Below are 16,364 nucleotides of genomic sequence, written 5' to 3'. Positions count from 1 at the left end.
GAGCCGGGCGCGGGGCACCAGCAGCGTGTGAACTCGACCGGTTTCCGGGGGCGTTGGTACGACAGGAGGCTCCCCGCCTGGGTGCGGGGACTCCTCGTCCTCGCCGCGGGACTCGGCGTACTCCTCTCCGCGCAGGCGATCGTGGACGGCTACCGGGCGACCGTCGTGTACCGGCAGGCGCCCGTCTGCGACCGCGAAGGGTGCGTACGGCCCGAGACGGCCGAGGTGCGCGACCGGCAGAGCGGCGAACGCTGTACGTCGACGGGCACGAGCGGCGGTACGGCGGCGGCGGGCGGTACCGCCACCACCGGCGGCGGCAGCAGCTGCACCACGACCTACAGCCTGCGGGTCTCCTGGTCCGACAGGTCGGAGTGGCTCGAGGTCGGACACGAGGCGTACGCGGAGGCCCGGCCGGGTGACCGCGTCCGGCTGCGGCTCTGGGAGGGCAGTGTGGTCCGCCTGGAGGTGGGCACCCACATCCGCACCTACCCGCCGGCCTCGCAGACGGACATGTGGCCCTGGATGGCCCTGGCCTGGTCCGGTCTCGCGGTGGCGGCCTGGGCACTCGCGAGCGCCCGGCCGATCGCCCTACTGCCCCTGGGCGTCGCCTGGTTCATGCTGAGCGTCCTCATCCTCATGATCGGCCCGGCCGTCCTGGTGTGGTCGCCCCTGGTCTTCTGCGGAGCCCTGGCCGCACTGACCGTCGGCATGGCACTCGGCGCCCGGGCGACCAACCGGTACTGAGACACCTTCACGGTTCGGGGCGCCGGGCCGGTTCGGCGTTTCGGGGTGCGCGGCCGCTCCTTCGTGGGCGAGGGTGGACCCGACCTGATCCGTTCGGTCCGGCGCGCCCCGCCGCGCCGGCGTTCGTGAGGAGACGCTCCGTGAACTGGACACTCGAAGTCGTCCCGGTCCCTGTCACCGACATGGACCGGTCGAAGGAGTTCTACGCCGACAAGGTCGGCTTCAACGTCGACCTGGACGACGAGGTGGCCCCCGGTGTGCGCATCATCCAGATGACCCCGCCCGGCTCCCGGTGTTCGATCGCGATGCTTCAGGGGATGCCCGCGGCGCCCGGTACGAAGGTGACGGCACCCGGGACGCTCCAGGGGCTCCAGATCTGCGTCACGGACATCGAGGCAGCCCGCGGGGAGCTGGTGGACCGGGGTGTGGACGTCTCCCCGATCCGCCATGTCGGCGCCACGGGCTGGGAGGACGGCAAGGGCGGGACCTGGAACTCGTTCATGACGTTCGAGGACCCGGACGGCAACGGCTGGGTGGTCCAGGAGGCCCCGTCGGAACTGTCGGAGCGCTGAGGCGGATCAGGGCTTGATGTTCTGGTTGAGGTGGAACAGGTTGCCCGGGTCGTACGCCCGCTTGACTGCCGCCAACCGGTCGTAGTTGCCCTTGTAGTTGGACCTGATCCGGCCCTGGTCGTCGTCGGCCATGAAGTTGATGTAGCCGCCCTCCTCGGAGTGCGGGGCGGTCGCCTCGTAGTAGTTCCGGACCCACGCGATGTTGGCTTCGTTGTCGGCGGGGTCGGGCCACATCCCGGCGATGACGGTGGCGAACGTGGCATCGCGGTAGGCGAAGGCCGTCGCGTCCTGTGCGACGCGGTGGCAGGCGCCGTTGATGGGATAGATGTGCACGGTCGAGTTCACGGCGGGCAGCCGCGGCGCGTGCACCAGATGCGCTTCGATCGCGTCGTCGCTGAGCTCGGTCACGAAGTTGGCCTTCCAGTAGTGCTGGAGGCCGGGCGGTACGAGCGCGTCGAAGGCGCTGTTGAGCGCGGGGTACGGCATCGGGCCGACGTGTTCGGCGACCACCGGTGCGATGTCGTGGAAGGGCTGGAGGGCGCGCTCTCCCTCGTCGAGCGGTCCGGCCCAGCACGACACGATCAGGACGAAGGGCTCGCCGTGCCGGTCCTCGGGGATGAAGGGGAGCGGCGGTGCGATCTGGAAGGCCGGGAAGCCGCCGAGCTGCTCCGGCGCGTCGGCGATCAGTTCGCGGAAGGCGCGCAGGACGGTGCGCGCGTCCTCCAGTTCGTACAGGATCGGCCCGCCGTAGATGTCCTTCACGGGGCTGAGCCGGAACTCGAAGGAGGTCACCGCGCCGAAGTTGCCGCCCCCGCCGCGAAGGGCCCAGAACAGGTCCGGGTTCTCCTCCTCGCTCGCGACGAGCAGCTGCCCGTCCGCGGTCACCACATCGGCCGACAGCAGATTGTCGCAGCTCAGGCCGAGTCCGCGGGCGAGGTAGCCGATGCCGCCGCCGAGGGTGAGACCGCCGACACCGGTGGTGGAGATGATCCCGCCGGTCGCGGCCAGACCGAAGGCGTGCGTCGCCGCGTTGAAGTCGCCCCAGGTCGCTCCGCCCTCCGCACGGGCCGTCCGGCGGACGGGATCGACACGGACGGAACGCATCGCGGAGAGATCGGCCACGACGCCGTCGTCGCAGGTACCGAAGCCCGGCACGCTGTGGCCGCCGCCGCGGACCGCCAGGTCGAGCCCGTTCTCGCGGGCGAAGTCGACCGTGGCCATCACATCGCCCGCGTTGGCGCAGCGCACGACGGCGGCCGGCCTCCTGTCGATCATGGCGTTGTTGACCGCGCGCGCCTCGTCGTAACCGTCGTCCTGCGGGGTGACGACCGCCCCGCGTGCCCGTTCCCGCAACTGATCGATCGAGGGCTTGCCCATGGCGATTGCTCCTCGCGTGCGTCGTGCCGCCGACTCTCGAGCACATTCCACGCTACGCCGGTGCCACGAAGCCTCAACCCGACACCGCTCAGCCCTCGGGCTGCTGCCGCAGGTGGGTCTTGGCGTCCTCGTACGTTCCCTGGCCGACCCGCTCCGCGGGGGCGTAGTGGAGGTTCAGCACGCCCGTCCGGAAGGTCTCCGAGGAGATCAGCGTCAGCGGGACCGGAGCCTCGCCCTCGTCGAACAGCCGCATGCCCTTGCGGACGGCGATCGGGTGCAGCAGCAGGTGCAGCTCGTCCAGCAGTCCCGCCGCCAGCAGCTGACGCACGACGGAGACCGAGCCGCTCATTCCGATGGGCCCCGGGCCCGGTTCGGCCTTGAGCGCGGTCACCGCCTCGACGAGATCGCCCTCGAGCCGCTCGGAGTTCCGCCAGGAGAAGTCGAGGGGCCGGTTCGACGCGACGATCTTGCGGGCGTCGCCGAGGATCTTGGCGAAGGCGGCGTCTTCCCCGCCCGCGGCCTCCCGCTCGGGCCAGGCCCCCGCGAAGCTGTCGTACGTCTTGCGGCCGAACAGCATGGTGTCGACCGAGCCGAGGGTGGCGTCGACGGCCGCCCCCATCTCGTCGTTGAAGTAGGGGAAATGCCACTGGTCGGGTGCCTCGACGACGCCGTCGAGCGAAATGAACAGCCCTGCGATGATCTTCCTCATGTCAGCCCTCCAGAGCTGCCGTGGCCGAAGTCCCGTCACTGGTTCTGCGGGGCCACCACGGTGAACAACGCGCCGTCGGGATCGGCCAGGGCGACCGAGCGGCTGGTGCTCGTGGTGTCCACGGGCGAGACGACGCGACCGCCGAGACCGGTGGCCATTTCCACCGTCGCCTCGAGGTCGGGGACGCGGAAATGGACGTGCCAGCGCGGTCGGACCTGCGGATCGGGGGCTTCCTCGAGGGCCCCGCCCACGATGCGCGCCAGGGTGTCGTTCCCGTGGCGCAGCACGACGTGGTCGTGTTCGTAGGAGACCGTGCAGCCGCCGGGCCGTTCGCCGGCCCACTCGAGGACCTCACCGTAGAACACGGCCGCGGCGAAGGCGTCACGGGTGCGCAGTTCCAGCCAGGCGGGCGCGCTGCCCTGGCCGACCGTCCAGTCGGGGATGACCTGGCCCTGCCAGAACCCGAAGACCGCTCCGTCGGGGTCGGAGGCCAGCGCGGCGCGTCCGGTGCCGAAGGCGAGGGGGCCCACCGCCATGGTCGCGCCGCGCTCGACGATCCGCGCCGCCGTGACATCGGCGTCGTCGACGGCGAAGTACGGGGTCCACGCGGCCGGAAGGGCCAGCCGCTGGGCCAGAGCGCCGACCCCGGCCACGGGAGCGCCGTCGCGGAAGGCGATGGAGAAGCCGTCACCGAGCCTGGTGCGGCGGAAGTGCCAGCCCAGGACGGCCCCGTAGAACTGCTGCGCCGAGTCGAGGTCCCCGGTCATCAGGCTGACCCAGCACGGCGCGCCGAACATCTCTTGACTCGACGTCGACACAGCTGCCCACCTTGCTCGCGATCACTACGGCCGGGTTCGGCTCACCCTAGCGCCGTCGGGCGTCCCCGCTCGCGAGGCTCGGCTCCGATGCGACCGCCCGGGTGACCTGCCCGTACGTGGTGCTCCGTTCCCGGATTTCCATGAACGGGCGCTACGGGGTGCGGGTGAAGGAGCGCCGGTAGGAGCGGGGCGGCACACCGCGCCGGCGTACGAACTGCTCGCGGAGCACGGCCGCGCTCGCGAACCCCACCGCGCGGGCGATCTCCTCGACGGACAGGTCGGTGGTCTCCAGCAGCTCCTCGGCGCGGCTCAGCCGGAGGCTGACCAGCCAGGCGTGCGGGGTGGTCCCCGTCGCCGCGGTGAAGCGGCGGGCGAAGGAGCGCTTGCTCATCACGGCACGCCGGGCCAGTTCCGCGACGGGAAGCTGCTCGTGGAGGTGCTCGCGCGCCCAGGCGAGGACTTCGGCGAGGCGGGTGTCCTGAGCGTCCTCGGGGACGGGGGCGGCGAGGTACTGGGCCTGTCCGCCCTCGCGGTGGGAGGGCAGCACGAGGTCGCGCGCGATGGCGTTGGCGGCCGCGGCACCGTGCTCCCGCCTGACCAGGTGCAGGCAGAGATCGAAACCCGCCGCCGCTCCCGCCCCCGTGACGACGCGGCCTTCGTCGACGTAGAGGGCATGAGGATCGACCGTGACCTCCGGATGGCGGCGGGCCAGCAGCTCCGCGAACCGCCAGTGCGTCGTGGCCCGCCGCCCGTCGAGCAGCCCGGCGGCGGCGAGGGCGTACGTACCGACGCAGTGGGCCGCGACCAGGGCGCCGCGTTCGTGGGCGGCGGACAGGGCCTCCAGCACGGCCGGTGCGAGCGGTGTCCGGAAGCCGGCCCAGGGCAGGGCGACCACCAGATCGGCGACGGCCATCCGCTCCAGCCCGTACTCGACGGCGAGCGGTACGCCGAGGTCGGTGGGAACGGGCCCGGGCCGGTCGGCGCACAGCGCGAAGTCGAAGCGGGGCAGCCCCGCACGCGCGCCGAACACCTCGGTGACGACACCGACGGCGAGCATGCCGACACCGGGCGGGGTGTAGGCGGCGACGGTCGTGAAAGGCGGCATGCGGGGAGTCTGGCAGATTTCCCGCGATCGCCCCGCTCCGGCCTCGGGCGGGGGAACTACCCCAGGAACGCGGCCGTGGTCGCCACGAAGCGGTCGGCGTCGTCCACCCAGGGGTAGTGGCCGGCCCCCGGCTGTACGACGAATGAGGCGTCGGGGAAGAGCCCGGCGAACTCGGCCGTCGACCGAGGCGGGCTGTTCAGGTCGAACTCCCCGGCGAGCAGCAGGACGGGGGCCGCGAAGGCGGCGAGTGCGGCGCGCGTGGTCTCCGGGTCGAAGGCTCCCTCGGCCGCGAAGACGGTGACGGCCTCCATGTTCCGGGGCCGGCCGGCCGCCTGGTGCTGCCGCGCGCGATCGTCCCAACGGCCGCAGAAGAAGGGGGCGGTGGCATCCCAGTCGCTGCCCGTGCCCTCGGTGATCGCCTCCAGCGCGGCGAAGGCCGCCGGGAACCACGGCTCGTTCCCCCGGAGTTGGGCGAGCTCGCGCCGGGTCTCCCCGGTGATCTCGATGCCGACGGCCCGGGCACCGGGGGTGATCAGCGCGAGTCTGCTCACGCGGTGCGGGAACCGGGCCGCGTACTGCGCCGCGAGGTTCGCCCCGGCGGAGTGGGCGAGCAGGTCCATCGCGGGGAGTCCCAGGTGCGCGCGCAACGCCTCGACGTCGTCGACGAGGCGGTCGCAGCGGTACGAGGAGGTGTCCTCGGGAACCGCGGACCGGCCGGTGCCGCGCAGGTCCGGGACGATCAGCCGGCGGTGCGCGGACAGGCCGCCGAGGTCGCCGAGGTAGGCGGAGTCCGCGGGTCCGCCGGGGAGGCAGACCACGGGGTCGCCGTCTCCGTGGGTGCGGTAGGCGAGGCGGGTTCCGTCAGCTGCGGAGAAGGTGTGCATGCCGCGGATCCTGCCATTCATAACCAGGTTGTACAACTAGGTTATGACGATCCGGCTCTCGGGTGTATAACCGAGTTGTGGCAGGCGAAAAGGGTGTACCCCGAAACCCGGAGACGTTGACCGAGGAACAGGCCGAGCGGATGCTCGCCGGGATGAACGAGGTCATCCGCGCGGGCGAGGAGATGCGGAAGCTGCGCACCGAAATGATCAAGGTGTTCGTCGGCTTCGGCTGGACCCAGGACAAGATCGCCCGGCTCACCGACATGAGCCAGCCCGCCGTGTCCAAGCAGGTCACGAAGTACAAGACGGGCGATCCGCTGCCCGCGTTGGAGCTCTCCCTCGACCAGTACGATGCCCCGTGGCTCGAGGGACGTCTCTGGGGCCTCGCCGAGGAAATCTCCGAGACGCTGGACGGCGCCGCGCGCTGTACCCGCACCGTCGACGCCCTCGCCCGGGGCCGGAAGCGGTTCACGCCCCGGGACGTCGACGAACTGCGACGTCTCCTCGAAGAGGACCTGCGCCTGCACCGGGGGCAGCTGCCCGCACGCCACCAGGCCGCCTACGACCAGATCGGCCGCGCTCTCGACGTCCCCGCCAAGGCCGCCGCCACCGCCGCCACCGGCACCGCATCGGTGCGCCGGGCCCTCGCCCACCGGATCCAGCGCGACCGCCTCCGGGGCGACTCCTGACCCGCACCCGACGGGCTCGCCGCGGAAGCGCTGTCCCTCCGCGTCGTGCGCCGTGCACTCCGGGTTCACCCGGGGCTGCCACCGTTGCCGTATGGCTCTCAGTAGACGAGAACTACTGGCATCCGGGGTGACGGCGGCCGTCGGGCCGCTCACCCCCACCGGCCGGGACACGGCCACGCGTACCCTGCGCGGCACGATCGCGCCCGGCGCCCCGGACTGGGTGTACCTCCCCCTGGACGTCCCGCCGGGGACCGCGGAGCTGCGCGTCTCCTACACCTACGCGAAACCCCCGGTGCCACCCGGCACCCCGGGCAACGCGCTCGACATCGGCATCTTCGACCAGCGAGGCACGGGGCTCGGCGGCCACGGCTTCCGCGGCTGGTCGGGCGGCGCCCGCAGCGAGTTCTTCCTGCGGGCCGACGCCGCCACCCCCGGCTATCTGCCCGGACCCCTCGAGCCCGGCCGCTGGCACGTGGCGCTCGGGCCGTACACGGTGGCACCCGAGGGCCTCACCTACGTGATCACCGCCACCTTCACCTACGGCGACCCGGGCACGCCCGCCGTCCCCGGCTACCCGCCGCAGCGGGCCCGTGGCCGGGGCCGGGCCTGGTACCGGGGCGACTGCCACCTGCACTCGGTGCACTCCGACGGCCGCCGCACCCCGGCCGAACTCGCCGCGCTGGCCCGCGCGGCGGGTCTGGACTTCATCAACTCCTCCGAGCACAACACCCACGCGGCGCACGCGGCCTGGGGCCCGGTCGCCGCCGCGGATCCCGGCCTGCTCGTCCTCACCGGGGAGGAGATCACCACCCGTACCGGCCACGTCGTCGCCGTCGGCACCGCACCCGGCACCTTCACGGACTGGCGCTACCGGGCCCGCGACCAGCGCTTCGACCGTTTCGCACACCACATACGCAAGGCCGGCGGACTGGTCGTCCCCGCCCACCCGCACGCCACCTGCATAGGCTGCGCCTGGAAGTTCGGCTTCGGCGAGGCGGACGCGGTGGAGGTGTGGAACGGCCCCTGGACCCCCGATGACGAAGTGGCCCTCGCATCCTGGGACGCCACCCTCACCGCCGGTCGCGGGCAGTGGCTCCCGGTCCTCGCGAGCAGCGACTACCACCGCGACCCCGACCGGGTCGGCAGCCCGCAGACGGTGGTGCTGGCCGAGGACCTGTCCCGCGAGGCGATACTCGCCGGTCTGCGCGCCGGCCACAGCTACGCGGCCGAGTCCTCGGCCGTGTCGGTGACCTTCGACGCGGTGACCGCCCGGGGCGCCCACGCCGGCATCGGCGACCGGATCCGGGCCACGGCGGACACCGAGGAGGTCCTGATCCGGCTGACCGTGACCGGCAGCGGCAGCTACGACCTGCGGCTGGTCACCGACCAGGGCGTGGCGTTCACCGCCCCCGCGGCCACGAGCCTCGAATGGCGCACCACCCCGTCCCGTACCTCCTACGTCCGCGCCGAGGTCCGCCATCCCGCCTCGGCCCCGCCGCTCCCCGGTGCTCCGGCGGCGCTGACCAACCCGATCTTGCTGTCGGCCTGACCCGCGGTCCCGTACCCCGGCGGCGCGCCGGGCACGCCGCGCCGGGCGGGGACGGGGTGCGGGGTTACCGTCGGCGGCATGGACGGTGATCGCCAAGGGTGGCGCCAGTGCTTGCTCGGCGCGGCGGTGTTCGCCGTGTGCATGGCGGGCACCACGCTGCCGACCCCGCTCTACGGCCTTTACCAGGAGAAGTTCGGGTTCTCCGAGCTGATGGTGACCGTCGTGTACGCCGTGTACGCCTTCGGGGTCATCGGCGTGCTGCTGCTGGTGGGCAACGCCTCGGACGCCGTGGGCCGGCGGCCGGTGCTGCTCGCGGGCCTGGGATGCGCGGCGGCGAGCGCCGTTTGCTTCCTGTGCGCCACCGGGATGGGCTGGCTCTACGCGGGGCGGCTGTTCTCGGGACTGTCCGCCGGCCTGTTCACCGGCGCCGCCACCGCCTACGTGATGGAGCTGGCCCCGTCCGGCCGGGCCGCCAAGGCGACGCTGGTGGCGACGGCCGCCAACATGGGCGGGCTGGGCTGCGGTCCGCTTCTCGCCGGAGTGCTCGCGCAGTACGCCGTCGCGCCGCTGTACCTGCCGTTCGCCGTGGACCTCGCCCTGGTGGCCGTCTCGGTCGCCGTCCTGCTGCGGCTCGCGGAGACGGTACGGGAGCGGCGGCCCCTGAGCGCCGTACGGCCACAGCGGCCCGGCCTGCCCGCGGAAGTCCGGGCGGTGTTCGTGCCCGCGGCGATCGCCTCGTTCGTGGGGTTCGCCCTGTTCGGGGTGTTCACCTCGGTCAGCCCGGCGTTCCTCGCCGAGTCCCTGGACGTGCAGAACCACGCCGTGAGCGGGCTGGTCGTCGCGCTGGCCTTCTTCGCCTCGACCGCCGGGCAGCTGCTGGTCGGCCGGGTCGGGGTGACGCGCTCGCTGCCCCTGGGCTGCGCCGGGCTCCTCGCCGGGCTGGTGCTGCTGGCGGGGGCGCTGTACTGGGACCTGCTGTCGCTGGTGGTCCTGAGCGCGCTCGTCGGCGGAGCCGGACAGGGGCTGGCGTTCCGCGGGGCGATGTCGGCGGTGACCGAGGCGTCTCCCGTGCACCAGCGCGCGGCCGTGATCTCGAGCCTGTTCGTGGTCGCGTACGCGGGCATCTCGGTCCCGGTGATCGGCGTGGGTCTCCTGGCCGGCCCGATGGGCCTGGAGGGCGCGGGCCTGGTGTTCATCGCCTGTATGGCCGTCCTCGTCTCGACCGCCGCCGTCTACCTGCTGCGGCGGCCGGGACGGCCTGGGTGACGCGCCACAGGCGGCGCGGGCATCCGAGGTCGAAGGTGACCTCGGATGCCCGCGCCGCCGGCCGTCGGACTGCTACCAGAGGACGGGCAGCCGCTCCGGCAGGCGCTTCATGAAGCGCGTGCGCCAGACGAGTTGCTCGACCGGCACGGCCAGCTGGAGACCGGGCATCTTCTCGACGAGCACCTCGAGGGCGATCTCCGTGTGCCTCTTGCCGAGGGCGGTGGCGGGGCAGTAATGCTGGCCGCCGCCGAAGGAGAGGTGGGTGCCCGCGTTGGGCCGGTCGATGTCCACGGTGTGCGGGTCGGGGTACACGTCCGGGTCGGTGTTGGCGGCTTCGACCAGAACGAGGAGGAGTTCGCCCTTCTTCACCTCGACGTCTCCGAGGGTGACGTCCTCGAGGGCGAGGCGCGGCAGGCCGTCTCCGATGGAGAGGTTGATGCGCAGGAGCTCGTCGACCGCCGCGGGGATCTTGGAGGGGTCCTGGCGGATCTGCTGCCACACCTCGGGGTGCTGGATGAGCGAGACCAGGGCCATGGTGAGGAAGCCCATGGTGGAGATGACGCCGGCGCCGAAGAGGGTGACTCCGACGGTGGCGAGCATCTCGTCCGTCAGGTGGGCGTAGTCGGGGTCCTTGCGCAGGGCCGCCAGCTCGGCCATGAGGCCGGTGACGGTGGGGTCGTCGAGGCGCTCGACCATGTAGGCCATGTCCCGGTCCCAGTTGAGCTTGGCTCCGGTGATGGGGCACGCCGAGTTCATGAAGGCGATGTCGAGGCTCGCCGCCAGGCGCGGGGCGTCTTCCCCGGGTATGCCCAGGATGCGGCAGTGGAGCTGCTCGGCGTACGGACTGGTGAACTGGGTGCGCAGGTCGACCGGCGCGCCCTCGGTGAGCAGGCTGTCCACGAGGGTGGTGGCCTGCGCGCGCATCCAGTCGGTCAGGCCGTCGGTCTTGGGGTTGATGGCCTTGAGGACGGCCTTGCGGAGTCCGGCGCCGGTGATGTTGCCCATGTTGTTGACGACCTCGGGCGGGATCGTCAGGGCGTACTGGCGTGGTACGCCGGGAGCCGAGGTGTCCTTGAGGCTGAACCTGGGATCCTCGAGGACCTGCTTGCACAGGTCGTAGGAGGAGACGAGCCAGGCTTCGTCCCCGGCGATCGTACGGACCCGCTTGACCGGTTCGGTCCGGAGCTGCTCGACCTCGTGGGGGAGCTGGTCGCCGCGCGCGGAGAACGGAAAGTCGAGAAGTGTGTCAGTGGGCATCGGATTCTCCTTCGGCGGGGGTGATGACGGCGTGTCCCTGGTTGCGCGAGGCACGCAGGCCCGAACCGCGCGAATACAACAGCTCTGCCATCGGCAGGAGTTGGTGGTAGCAGTTGAGGGACGAGGGCACGTCGAGAATGGCCGGGGTGTCGAGGAAGAGCGGGGCCTCGGCGCAGACGTACTCGAGACAGACCTCGCGCTGCCGGACCGTGGCGGTCTTCCCGCCGAGGACCTTGGAGGAGAGGAACGCGTCGACCAGGGCGTTGCAGGTCTCGCGGAACTCCGGGTCGGTGCCGAGGAGGGTGTTCAGGTGGGTGTGGAGCCTGCGGTAGGCCGGGATGTCGGTGAGGGACGACATGGGGCGGGCGCGTAGGCGGGTGCCCGTGGGATCGGCCTCGGCGGCGGCGTTGTTGACCTTCGCGCGGACCCCGCGCAGGTTCTTGACCGCCTTGCGCCGCGCCTCGTCCGCGGGATAGCCGAGGGCCTCGTACATCTCGGCCACGTGCATGTCCGTGTAGATGAGGTCGACCTGCCGGAAGTTGCGCAGACCCCAGTGCGCGAGGTCGGTGACGCGCTGCGCGGAGAAATAACTGTTGCCCGGTGAGATGCCTATCACCGCATGGTCGCCTTCGGTGTGGATCACCTGGCAGTGCGGGGTGAAAGGCTGGACCGTGAAGACTTCTGTGGCTGTCGTCAACAGACGTCGGTTCCTTTGGTCGCCGCGAGTCCCGTGGGGCCCTGTGCCCCGGGTGTGGCGACGACGTGATGGAAGGTACCTGAGCGTGACGGTCCGTTCCATGTCTTGCATGCGGTAACTCACATGCTGGACAAGGCAGTTATATGGTCCAGGCCAAGCTCTTGACACGGGATTTGTTCACTTCTTAAATCACGTAGTGAACTAAGGGCATGGCATGGTCATGACGATCCTGTCCGGCCTTCCCCCACACTCCCGGAAGGGAGAGCCATGAACTTCCCGCACCTATCGCGGCGTTTGCTGCTGTCCGCCGTCTCGCTCCTCGCCCTCGCGTCGCTGTCCACCGGCCTGGCACAGGGCGTGCCCCCGCTGCACGCCCCCGCACCGGCCGCCGTTGCCGCCGAAGGCGCCGCGTCGGCCGAGGCCGTCACGTTCTCCGACGAGTTCAACGGGCCCGCGGGCTCGGCCGTCGACGGCGCGAAGTGGCAGATCGAGACGGGCGACAACGTCAACAACCACGAGCGGCAGTTCTACACTTCGGGCAACCGCAACGCGGCCCTCGACGGCCAGGGCAACCTGGTCATCACCGCCCGCCGGGAGAACCCGGCCAACTACCAGTGCTGGTACGGAAGGTGCGAGTACACCTCCGCCCGGCTCAACACGGCCGGCAGGTTCACCACCACGTACGGTCGCGTCGAGGCCCGGATGAAGGTTCCGCGCGGGCAGGGCATGTGGCCGGCCTTCTGGATGCTGGGCAACGACATCGGCCAGGTCGGCTGGCCCGCCTCTGGTGAGATCGACGTCATGGAGAACGTGGGCTTCGAGCCGTCCACGGTCCACGGCACCCTCCACGGCCCCGGCTACTCCGGCTCCGGCGGCATCGGCGCCGGGTACACCCTGCCCGGCGGCCAGGCGTTCGCCGACGCCTTCCACACCTTCACCGTCGACTGGAGCCCGAACGCGATCACCTGGTCAGTAGACGGCGCCGTCTACCAGCGGCGCACCCCCGCAGACCTCGGCGGCCGCCAGTGGGTCTTCGACAAGCCCTTCTTCCTGATCCTCAACCTCGCGGTCGGCGGCTACTGGCCGGGAGACCCCGACGGCAGCACGGTCTTCCCCGGGCAGCTCCTGGTCGACTACGTCCGGGTCACCTCCGGCGGCGGCCAGCCGGGCGGCGGAGGTCCGATCACCGGCCTCGGCGGCAAGTGCGTCGACGTGGCCGGCGCCAACAGCGCGAACGGCACACCCGTACAGCTCTACGACTGCAACGGCACCGCCGCGCAGCAGTGGACCGTCGGATCCGACGGCACGATCCGCGCGCTCGGCAAGTGCCTGGACGTGGCCTCGGGAGGCACCGCGGACGGTACGCCGGTCCAGCTCTACGACTGCAACGGGACCCCCGCACAGCAGTGGGCCGTCCCCGCGGCCCGAGATGTCGTCAACCCGCAGGCGAACAAGTGCCTCGACGTCGCGGGCAACAGCTCGGCCAACGGCACCCGGCTGCAGATCTGGACCTGCACGGGAGCCGCCAACCAGAAGTGGACGGTGACCCGATGACCCGCACCACCGGGCGCCGGCTCACGGCCTTCGTGGCCGCGGCCTCGGCCGTCTCGGTGCTCACCGTCGTCCAGCCCACTCAGGCAGCCACCCCGCAGGCCTCGGCGCAGGCGGCCGCCGCCCTGCCCACGGGCTGGTCCACGGTGGTCAACGCCGGCAGCGGCAAATGCCTGGACGCGCGGTCCGCCGCGACCGCGAACGGCACCGCGGTGCAGCAGTACACCTGCAACAACTCCTCGGCGCAGCAGTGGAGTTTCACCCCGACCACGGACGGCTTCGTCCGGATCGGCAACCGCAACGACGCCGCTCAGGTCGTGGACGTCAGCGACACGTCCTCGGCGGACAACGCGGCCGTGCACCTGTGGACGTACGGCGGCGGAGCCAACCAGCAGTGGAGGGCCGTCGACGAGGGCGGTGGCGCCTACCACTTCGTCAGCCGCCACAGCGGCAAGTGCCTCGACGTGCCGTCCGCCTCGACCGCCGACAGCGTCCAGCTGGTGCAGTACACCTGCAACGGCACGGCGGCCCAACGCTTCCAGGTGGCTCCCGTGAACACCGCCCCCGGGGACGTCGACCTCGGCCCGAACGTGGTCGTCTTCGACTCCTCCATGCCCTCGTCCACGATCCAGAGCCGGCTCGACTCGATCTTCCGGCAGCAGGAGACCAACCAGTTCGGCGCCCAGCGCTACGCGGTGATGTTCAAGCCGGGTACGTACGCCAACGACGTCAACGTCGGCTTCTACACCCAGGTCCTCGGTCTCGGCCAGTCACCGGACTCGGTCACGATCAACGGCGCCGTGCACGTGGAGGCGGACTGGTTCCCGCCGCACAACGCCACCCAGAACTTCTGGCGCGGCGCCGAGAACCTGTCGGTGAACCCGACGGGCGGCACCGACCGCTGGGCGGTGTCCCAGGCCGCGCCGTACCGCCGCATGCACGTGCGCGGCAACCTCGCCCTGGACGACGGCGGCTGGGCCAGCGGCGGATTCATGGCGGACAGCAAGATCGACGGCCAGGTGCGGTCGGGGACGCAGCAGCAGTGGCTGACCCGCAACTCGCAGCTCGGCGGCTGGACCGGGTCCAACTGGAACATGGTCTTCGTCGGCAGCCAGGGCGTCCCCGCCACCAGCTTCCCGAACCCGCCGTACACCACGGTGAACCAGACGCCGACCATCCGCGAGAAGCCCTTCCTGTACGTGGACGGGACGGGCGCCTACAAGGTGTTCGTGCCGTCCCTGCGGACCGATTCCTCGGCCACCAGCTGGGCGAACGGGAACGCTGCGGGCAGTTCGCTCGGCATGGACCAGTTCTATGTCGTCAAGCCCGGAGCCAGTGCCGCACAGATGGACGCGGCCCTGGCCGAAGGCAAGAACCTGCTGGTCACGCCCGGTGTCTACCACCTCGACCGGACCCTGCGGGTGACCCGGCCCGACACCGTCGTCCTCGGACTCGGCCTCGCCACGTTCATCCCCGACAACGGGGTCACGGCCATGACGGTCGCCGACGTCGACGGTGTGAAGATCGCGGGCGTGCTCTTCGACGCGGGCACCACCACCTCGCGGACCCTGATGGAGGTCGGCCCGGCCGGCGCCGCAGCCAACCACTCGGCGAACCCCACCTCCCTGCACGACGTCTTCTTCCGGGTCGGCGGAGCCGCCGTGGGCAAGGCGACGACCAGCCTCGTCGTCAACAGTGACCACGTCATCGGCGACCACATGTGGATCTGGCGCGGTGACCACGGCAGCGGCATCGGCTGGAACAGCAACACGGCGGACACGGGACTCGTGGTCAACGGCGACGGCGTGACCATGTACGGACTGTTCGTCGAGCACTACCAGAAGCACCAGACCGTGTGGAACGGCAACGGAGGGCGGACGTACTTCTACCAGAACGAGATGCCGTACGACCCGCCGAACCAGGCCGCCTGGATGAACGGCTCCACCCAGGGCTACGCGGCGTACAAGGTGGCCGACCACGTGACCAGCCACCAGGCCTTCGGGCTCGGCAGCTACTGCTTCTTCAACGTCAACAGCAGCGTGACCGCCGAACGTGCCTTCGAGGCCCCCAGCAACCCGAACGTGCGCTTCCAGAGCATGGTGACCGTCTCGCTCGGCGGCACCGGCACCATCCGGCACGTCATCAACGACAGGGGAGGCCCTTCGAACGCGTCCACCAACGTGGCCAACCTGGTGAGCTACCCCTGAGGAGCCTGCGCCCGTGATGTGATCAGCGAATATCCGAAATATGATGATTCTGGCCATCTGTGTCGGAAACTGAAGCGGACGTATGTCGGAGCGGTCCATGAGCCACCATCGGTCCACGCGGGCGGCGACCGCGGACGACCTGCTGACCAGGCTCGGGCGGCTCACGGCCCAGGCCCGGGAAGGGGCGGAGCTCCAGCAGGCCCGGGTCGAGCTGGCCGAGGCACTGCAGCGGGAAATCCTGCCGGCGTCCCTTCCCGGCGTGCCGGGCCTGCGCACCGCGGCCCGGTACGCACCCGCCCGTCACGGCCTGAGCATAGGCGGGGACTGGTACGACGGCTTCCTGCTCCCCGAGGGCGCTCTGGGCTTCTCCATCGGGGACGTGGAGGGCCACGACGTCGAGGCGGCCGCGTTCATGGGGCAGGTCCGCATCGCCGTGCGTGCCGTCGCCGCGTCCGCCGCCGACCCGGGCGAGGTGCTCAGCCGGGCCAACGATCTGCTGCTCTCGGTGGACTGTGATCTCTTCGCGACCTGCACCTTTCTCCGCTTCGACCCCATCACGTGGGAGATTCAGACCGCTCGCGCCGGCCACGTTCCCGGGGTCTGGGCCACGACGGACGGCGAGCACGGCATCGTGGAGGACGAAGGCGGTCTGCCCCTGGGCATGCTGCCGGGCTCGCAGTACCCCGTGACCCGCCGCCGGCTGGCCACCGGGGGCTCGTTCGTCCTGGTCACCGACGGGGTCGTCGAAGGCCCGTCCTTCCCCATCGACCGGGGTCTGGCGCGCGTCGCCGAGGTGGTCCGGGCGAAGGCGGGCGCGGACCCCGGTGAGCTGGCCGCCGAGGTGATGAGGGTCGCCGACTCCACCGGTCACGAGGACGACGCCGCCGTGCTCGTGCTGCGCCATGAGGCCGTCCGGGGTGGAACCGGATGATGCGCAGG

Annotated in this window: 15 protein-coding genes; 8 read left to right on the top strand and 7 right to left on the bottom strand. The window is 71.2% G+C overall.

Going from position 1 to position 16,364, the window contains the following annotated elements:
* Positions 1-27 precede the first annotated feature (27 nt).
* Positions 28-744, top strand: a complete 717-nt coding sequence (locus OHA89_RS03605) for a hypothetical protein (protein ID WP_406365191.1) — start codon at positions 28-30, stop codon at positions 742-744.
* Between the two features lie 140 nt (positions 745-884).
* Complete coding sequence (locus OHA89_RS03600; protein ID WP_266612798.1) at positions 885-1,316, top strand: VOC family protein; 432 nt, start codon at positions 885-887, stop codon at positions 1,314-1,316.
* Between the two features lie 6 nt (positions 1,317-1,322).
* On the opposite strand, the gene OHA89_RS03595 is transcribed toward OHA89_RS03600, so the two are convergent.
* The 5 genes from OHA89_RS03595 to OHA89_RS03575 all read right to left on the bottom strand — a co-directional run bounded on the left by OHA89_RS03595 (position 1,323) and on the right by OHA89_RS03575 (position 6,209).
* On the bottom strand, positions 1,323-2,693 hold the full coding sequence (locus tag OHA89_RS03595) for an FAD-binding oxidoreductase (protein WP_266612797.1): 1,371 nt from the start codon (positions 2,691-2,693) through the stop codon (positions 1,323-1,325).
* An 88-nt stretch (positions 2,694-2,781) separates the two neighbouring features.
* The gene (locus tag OHA89_RS03590) at positions 2,782-3,402 is read right to left on the bottom strand and encodes a dihydrofolate reductase family protein (protein WP_406365190.1); all 621 of its coding nucleotides are present in this window, start codon (positions 3,400-3,402) and stop codon (positions 2,782-2,784) included.
* 35 nt (positions 3,403-3,437) lie between these two features.
* Positions 3,438-4,169, bottom strand: a complete 732-nt coding sequence (locus tag OHA89_RS03585; RefSeq protein WP_406368376.1) for a VOC family protein — start codon at positions 4,167-4,169, stop codon at positions 3,438-3,440.
* A gap of 202 nt (positions 4,170-4,371) precedes the next feature.
* Positions 4,372-5,325: a GlxA family transcriptional regulator gene (locus OHA89_RS03580; protein WP_406365188.1), complete on the bottom strand. Its 954-nt coding sequence runs from the start codon at positions 5,323-5,325 to the stop codon at positions 4,372-4,374.
* 56 nt (positions 5,326-5,381) lie between these two features.
* Positions 5,382-6,209 carry an alpha/beta fold hydrolase gene (locus tag OHA89_RS03575; protein ID WP_406368374.1) on the bottom strand — a complete coding sequence of 276 codons (828 nt, stop codon included), beginning with the start codon at positions 6,207-6,209 and terminating at the stop codon, positions 5,382-5,384.
* A gap of 116 nt (positions 6,210-6,325) precedes the next feature.
* Between OHA89_RS03575 and OHA89_RS03570 the strand changes: the two genes are divergently transcribed.
* The 3 genes from OHA89_RS03570 to OHA89_RS03560 all read left to right on the top strand — a co-directional run bounded on the left by OHA89_RS03570 (position 6,326) and on the right by OHA89_RS03560 (position 9,713).
* Positions 6,326-6,898, top strand: a complete 573-nt coding sequence (locus OHA89_RS03570; protein ID WP_406365187.1) for a sigma-70 family RNA polymerase sigma factor — start codon at positions 6,326-6,328, stop codon at positions 6,896-6,898.
* 91 nt (positions 6,899-6,989) lie between these two features.
* Positions 6,990-8,447 (top strand): CehA/McbA family metallohydrolase, encoded by a 1,458-nt coding sequence (locus OHA89_RS03565; protein ID WP_406365186.1) that lies wholly within the window; start codon positions 6,990-6,992, stop codon positions 8,445-8,447.
* A 78-nt stretch (positions 8,448-8,525) separates the two neighbouring features.
* Positions 8,526-9,713, top strand: a complete 1,188-nt coding sequence (locus OHA89_RS03560; protein WP_406365185.1) for an MFS transporter — start codon at positions 8,526-8,528, stop codon at positions 9,711-9,713.
* Between the two features lie 72 nt (positions 9,714-9,785).
* On the opposite strand, the gene OHA89_RS03555 is transcribed toward OHA89_RS03560, so the two are convergent.
* Both OHA89_RS03555 and OHA89_RS03550 read right to left on the bottom strand, forming a co-directional pair.
* The gene (locus OHA89_RS03555) at positions 9,786-10,970 is read right to left on the bottom strand and encodes a cytochrome P450 (protein ID WP_257552743.1); all 1,185 of its coding nucleotides are present in this window, start codon (positions 10,968-10,970) and stop codon (positions 9,786-9,788) included.
* Positions 10,960-11,667: a tRNA-dependent cyclodipeptide synthase gene (locus OHA89_RS03550; RefSeq protein ID WP_257552742.1), complete on the bottom strand. Its 708-nt coding sequence runs from the start codon at positions 11,665-11,667 to the stop codon at positions 10,960-10,962. Before OHA89_RS03550 ends, OHA89_RS03555 begins: the two co-directional genes overlap by 11 nt.
* A gap of 267 nt (positions 11,668-11,934) precedes the next feature.
* Between OHA89_RS03550 and OHA89_RS03545 the strand changes: the two genes are divergently transcribed.
* The 3 genes from OHA89_RS03545 (at position 11,935) to OHA89_RS03535 (ending at position 16,356) form a co-directional block, all read left to right on the top strand.
* Entirely contained in the window at positions 11,935-13,221 is a 1,287-nt protein-coding gene (locus tag OHA89_RS03545) for a ricin-type beta-trefoil lectin domain protein (protein WP_266612784.1), read from the top strand.
* Entirely contained in the window at positions 13,218-15,425 is a 2,208-nt protein-coding gene (locus tag OHA89_RS03540) for an RICIN domain-containing protein (RefSeq protein WP_406365184.1), read from the top strand. Before OHA89_RS03545 ends, OHA89_RS03540 begins: the two co-directional genes overlap by 4 nt.
* 97 nt (positions 15,426-15,522) lie before the next feature.
* Positions 15,523-16,356, top strand: coding sequence for a PP2C family protein-serine/threonine phosphatase (locus tag OHA89_RS03535; protein WP_266612782.1), 834 nt, complete (start codon positions 15,523-15,525; stop codon positions 16,354-16,356).
* Positions 16,357-16,364 lie beyond the last annotated feature (8 nt).

This window comes from Streptomyces sp. NBC_01546 (assembly GCF_045208355.1).
Taxonomy (GTDB): Bacteria; Actinomycetota; Actinomycetes; order Streptomycetales; family Streptomycetaceae; genus Streptomyces.
The sequence above is the reverse complement of the archived record's forward strand: the minus strand, read 5'-3'. Positions and strand labels throughout refer to the sequence as shown.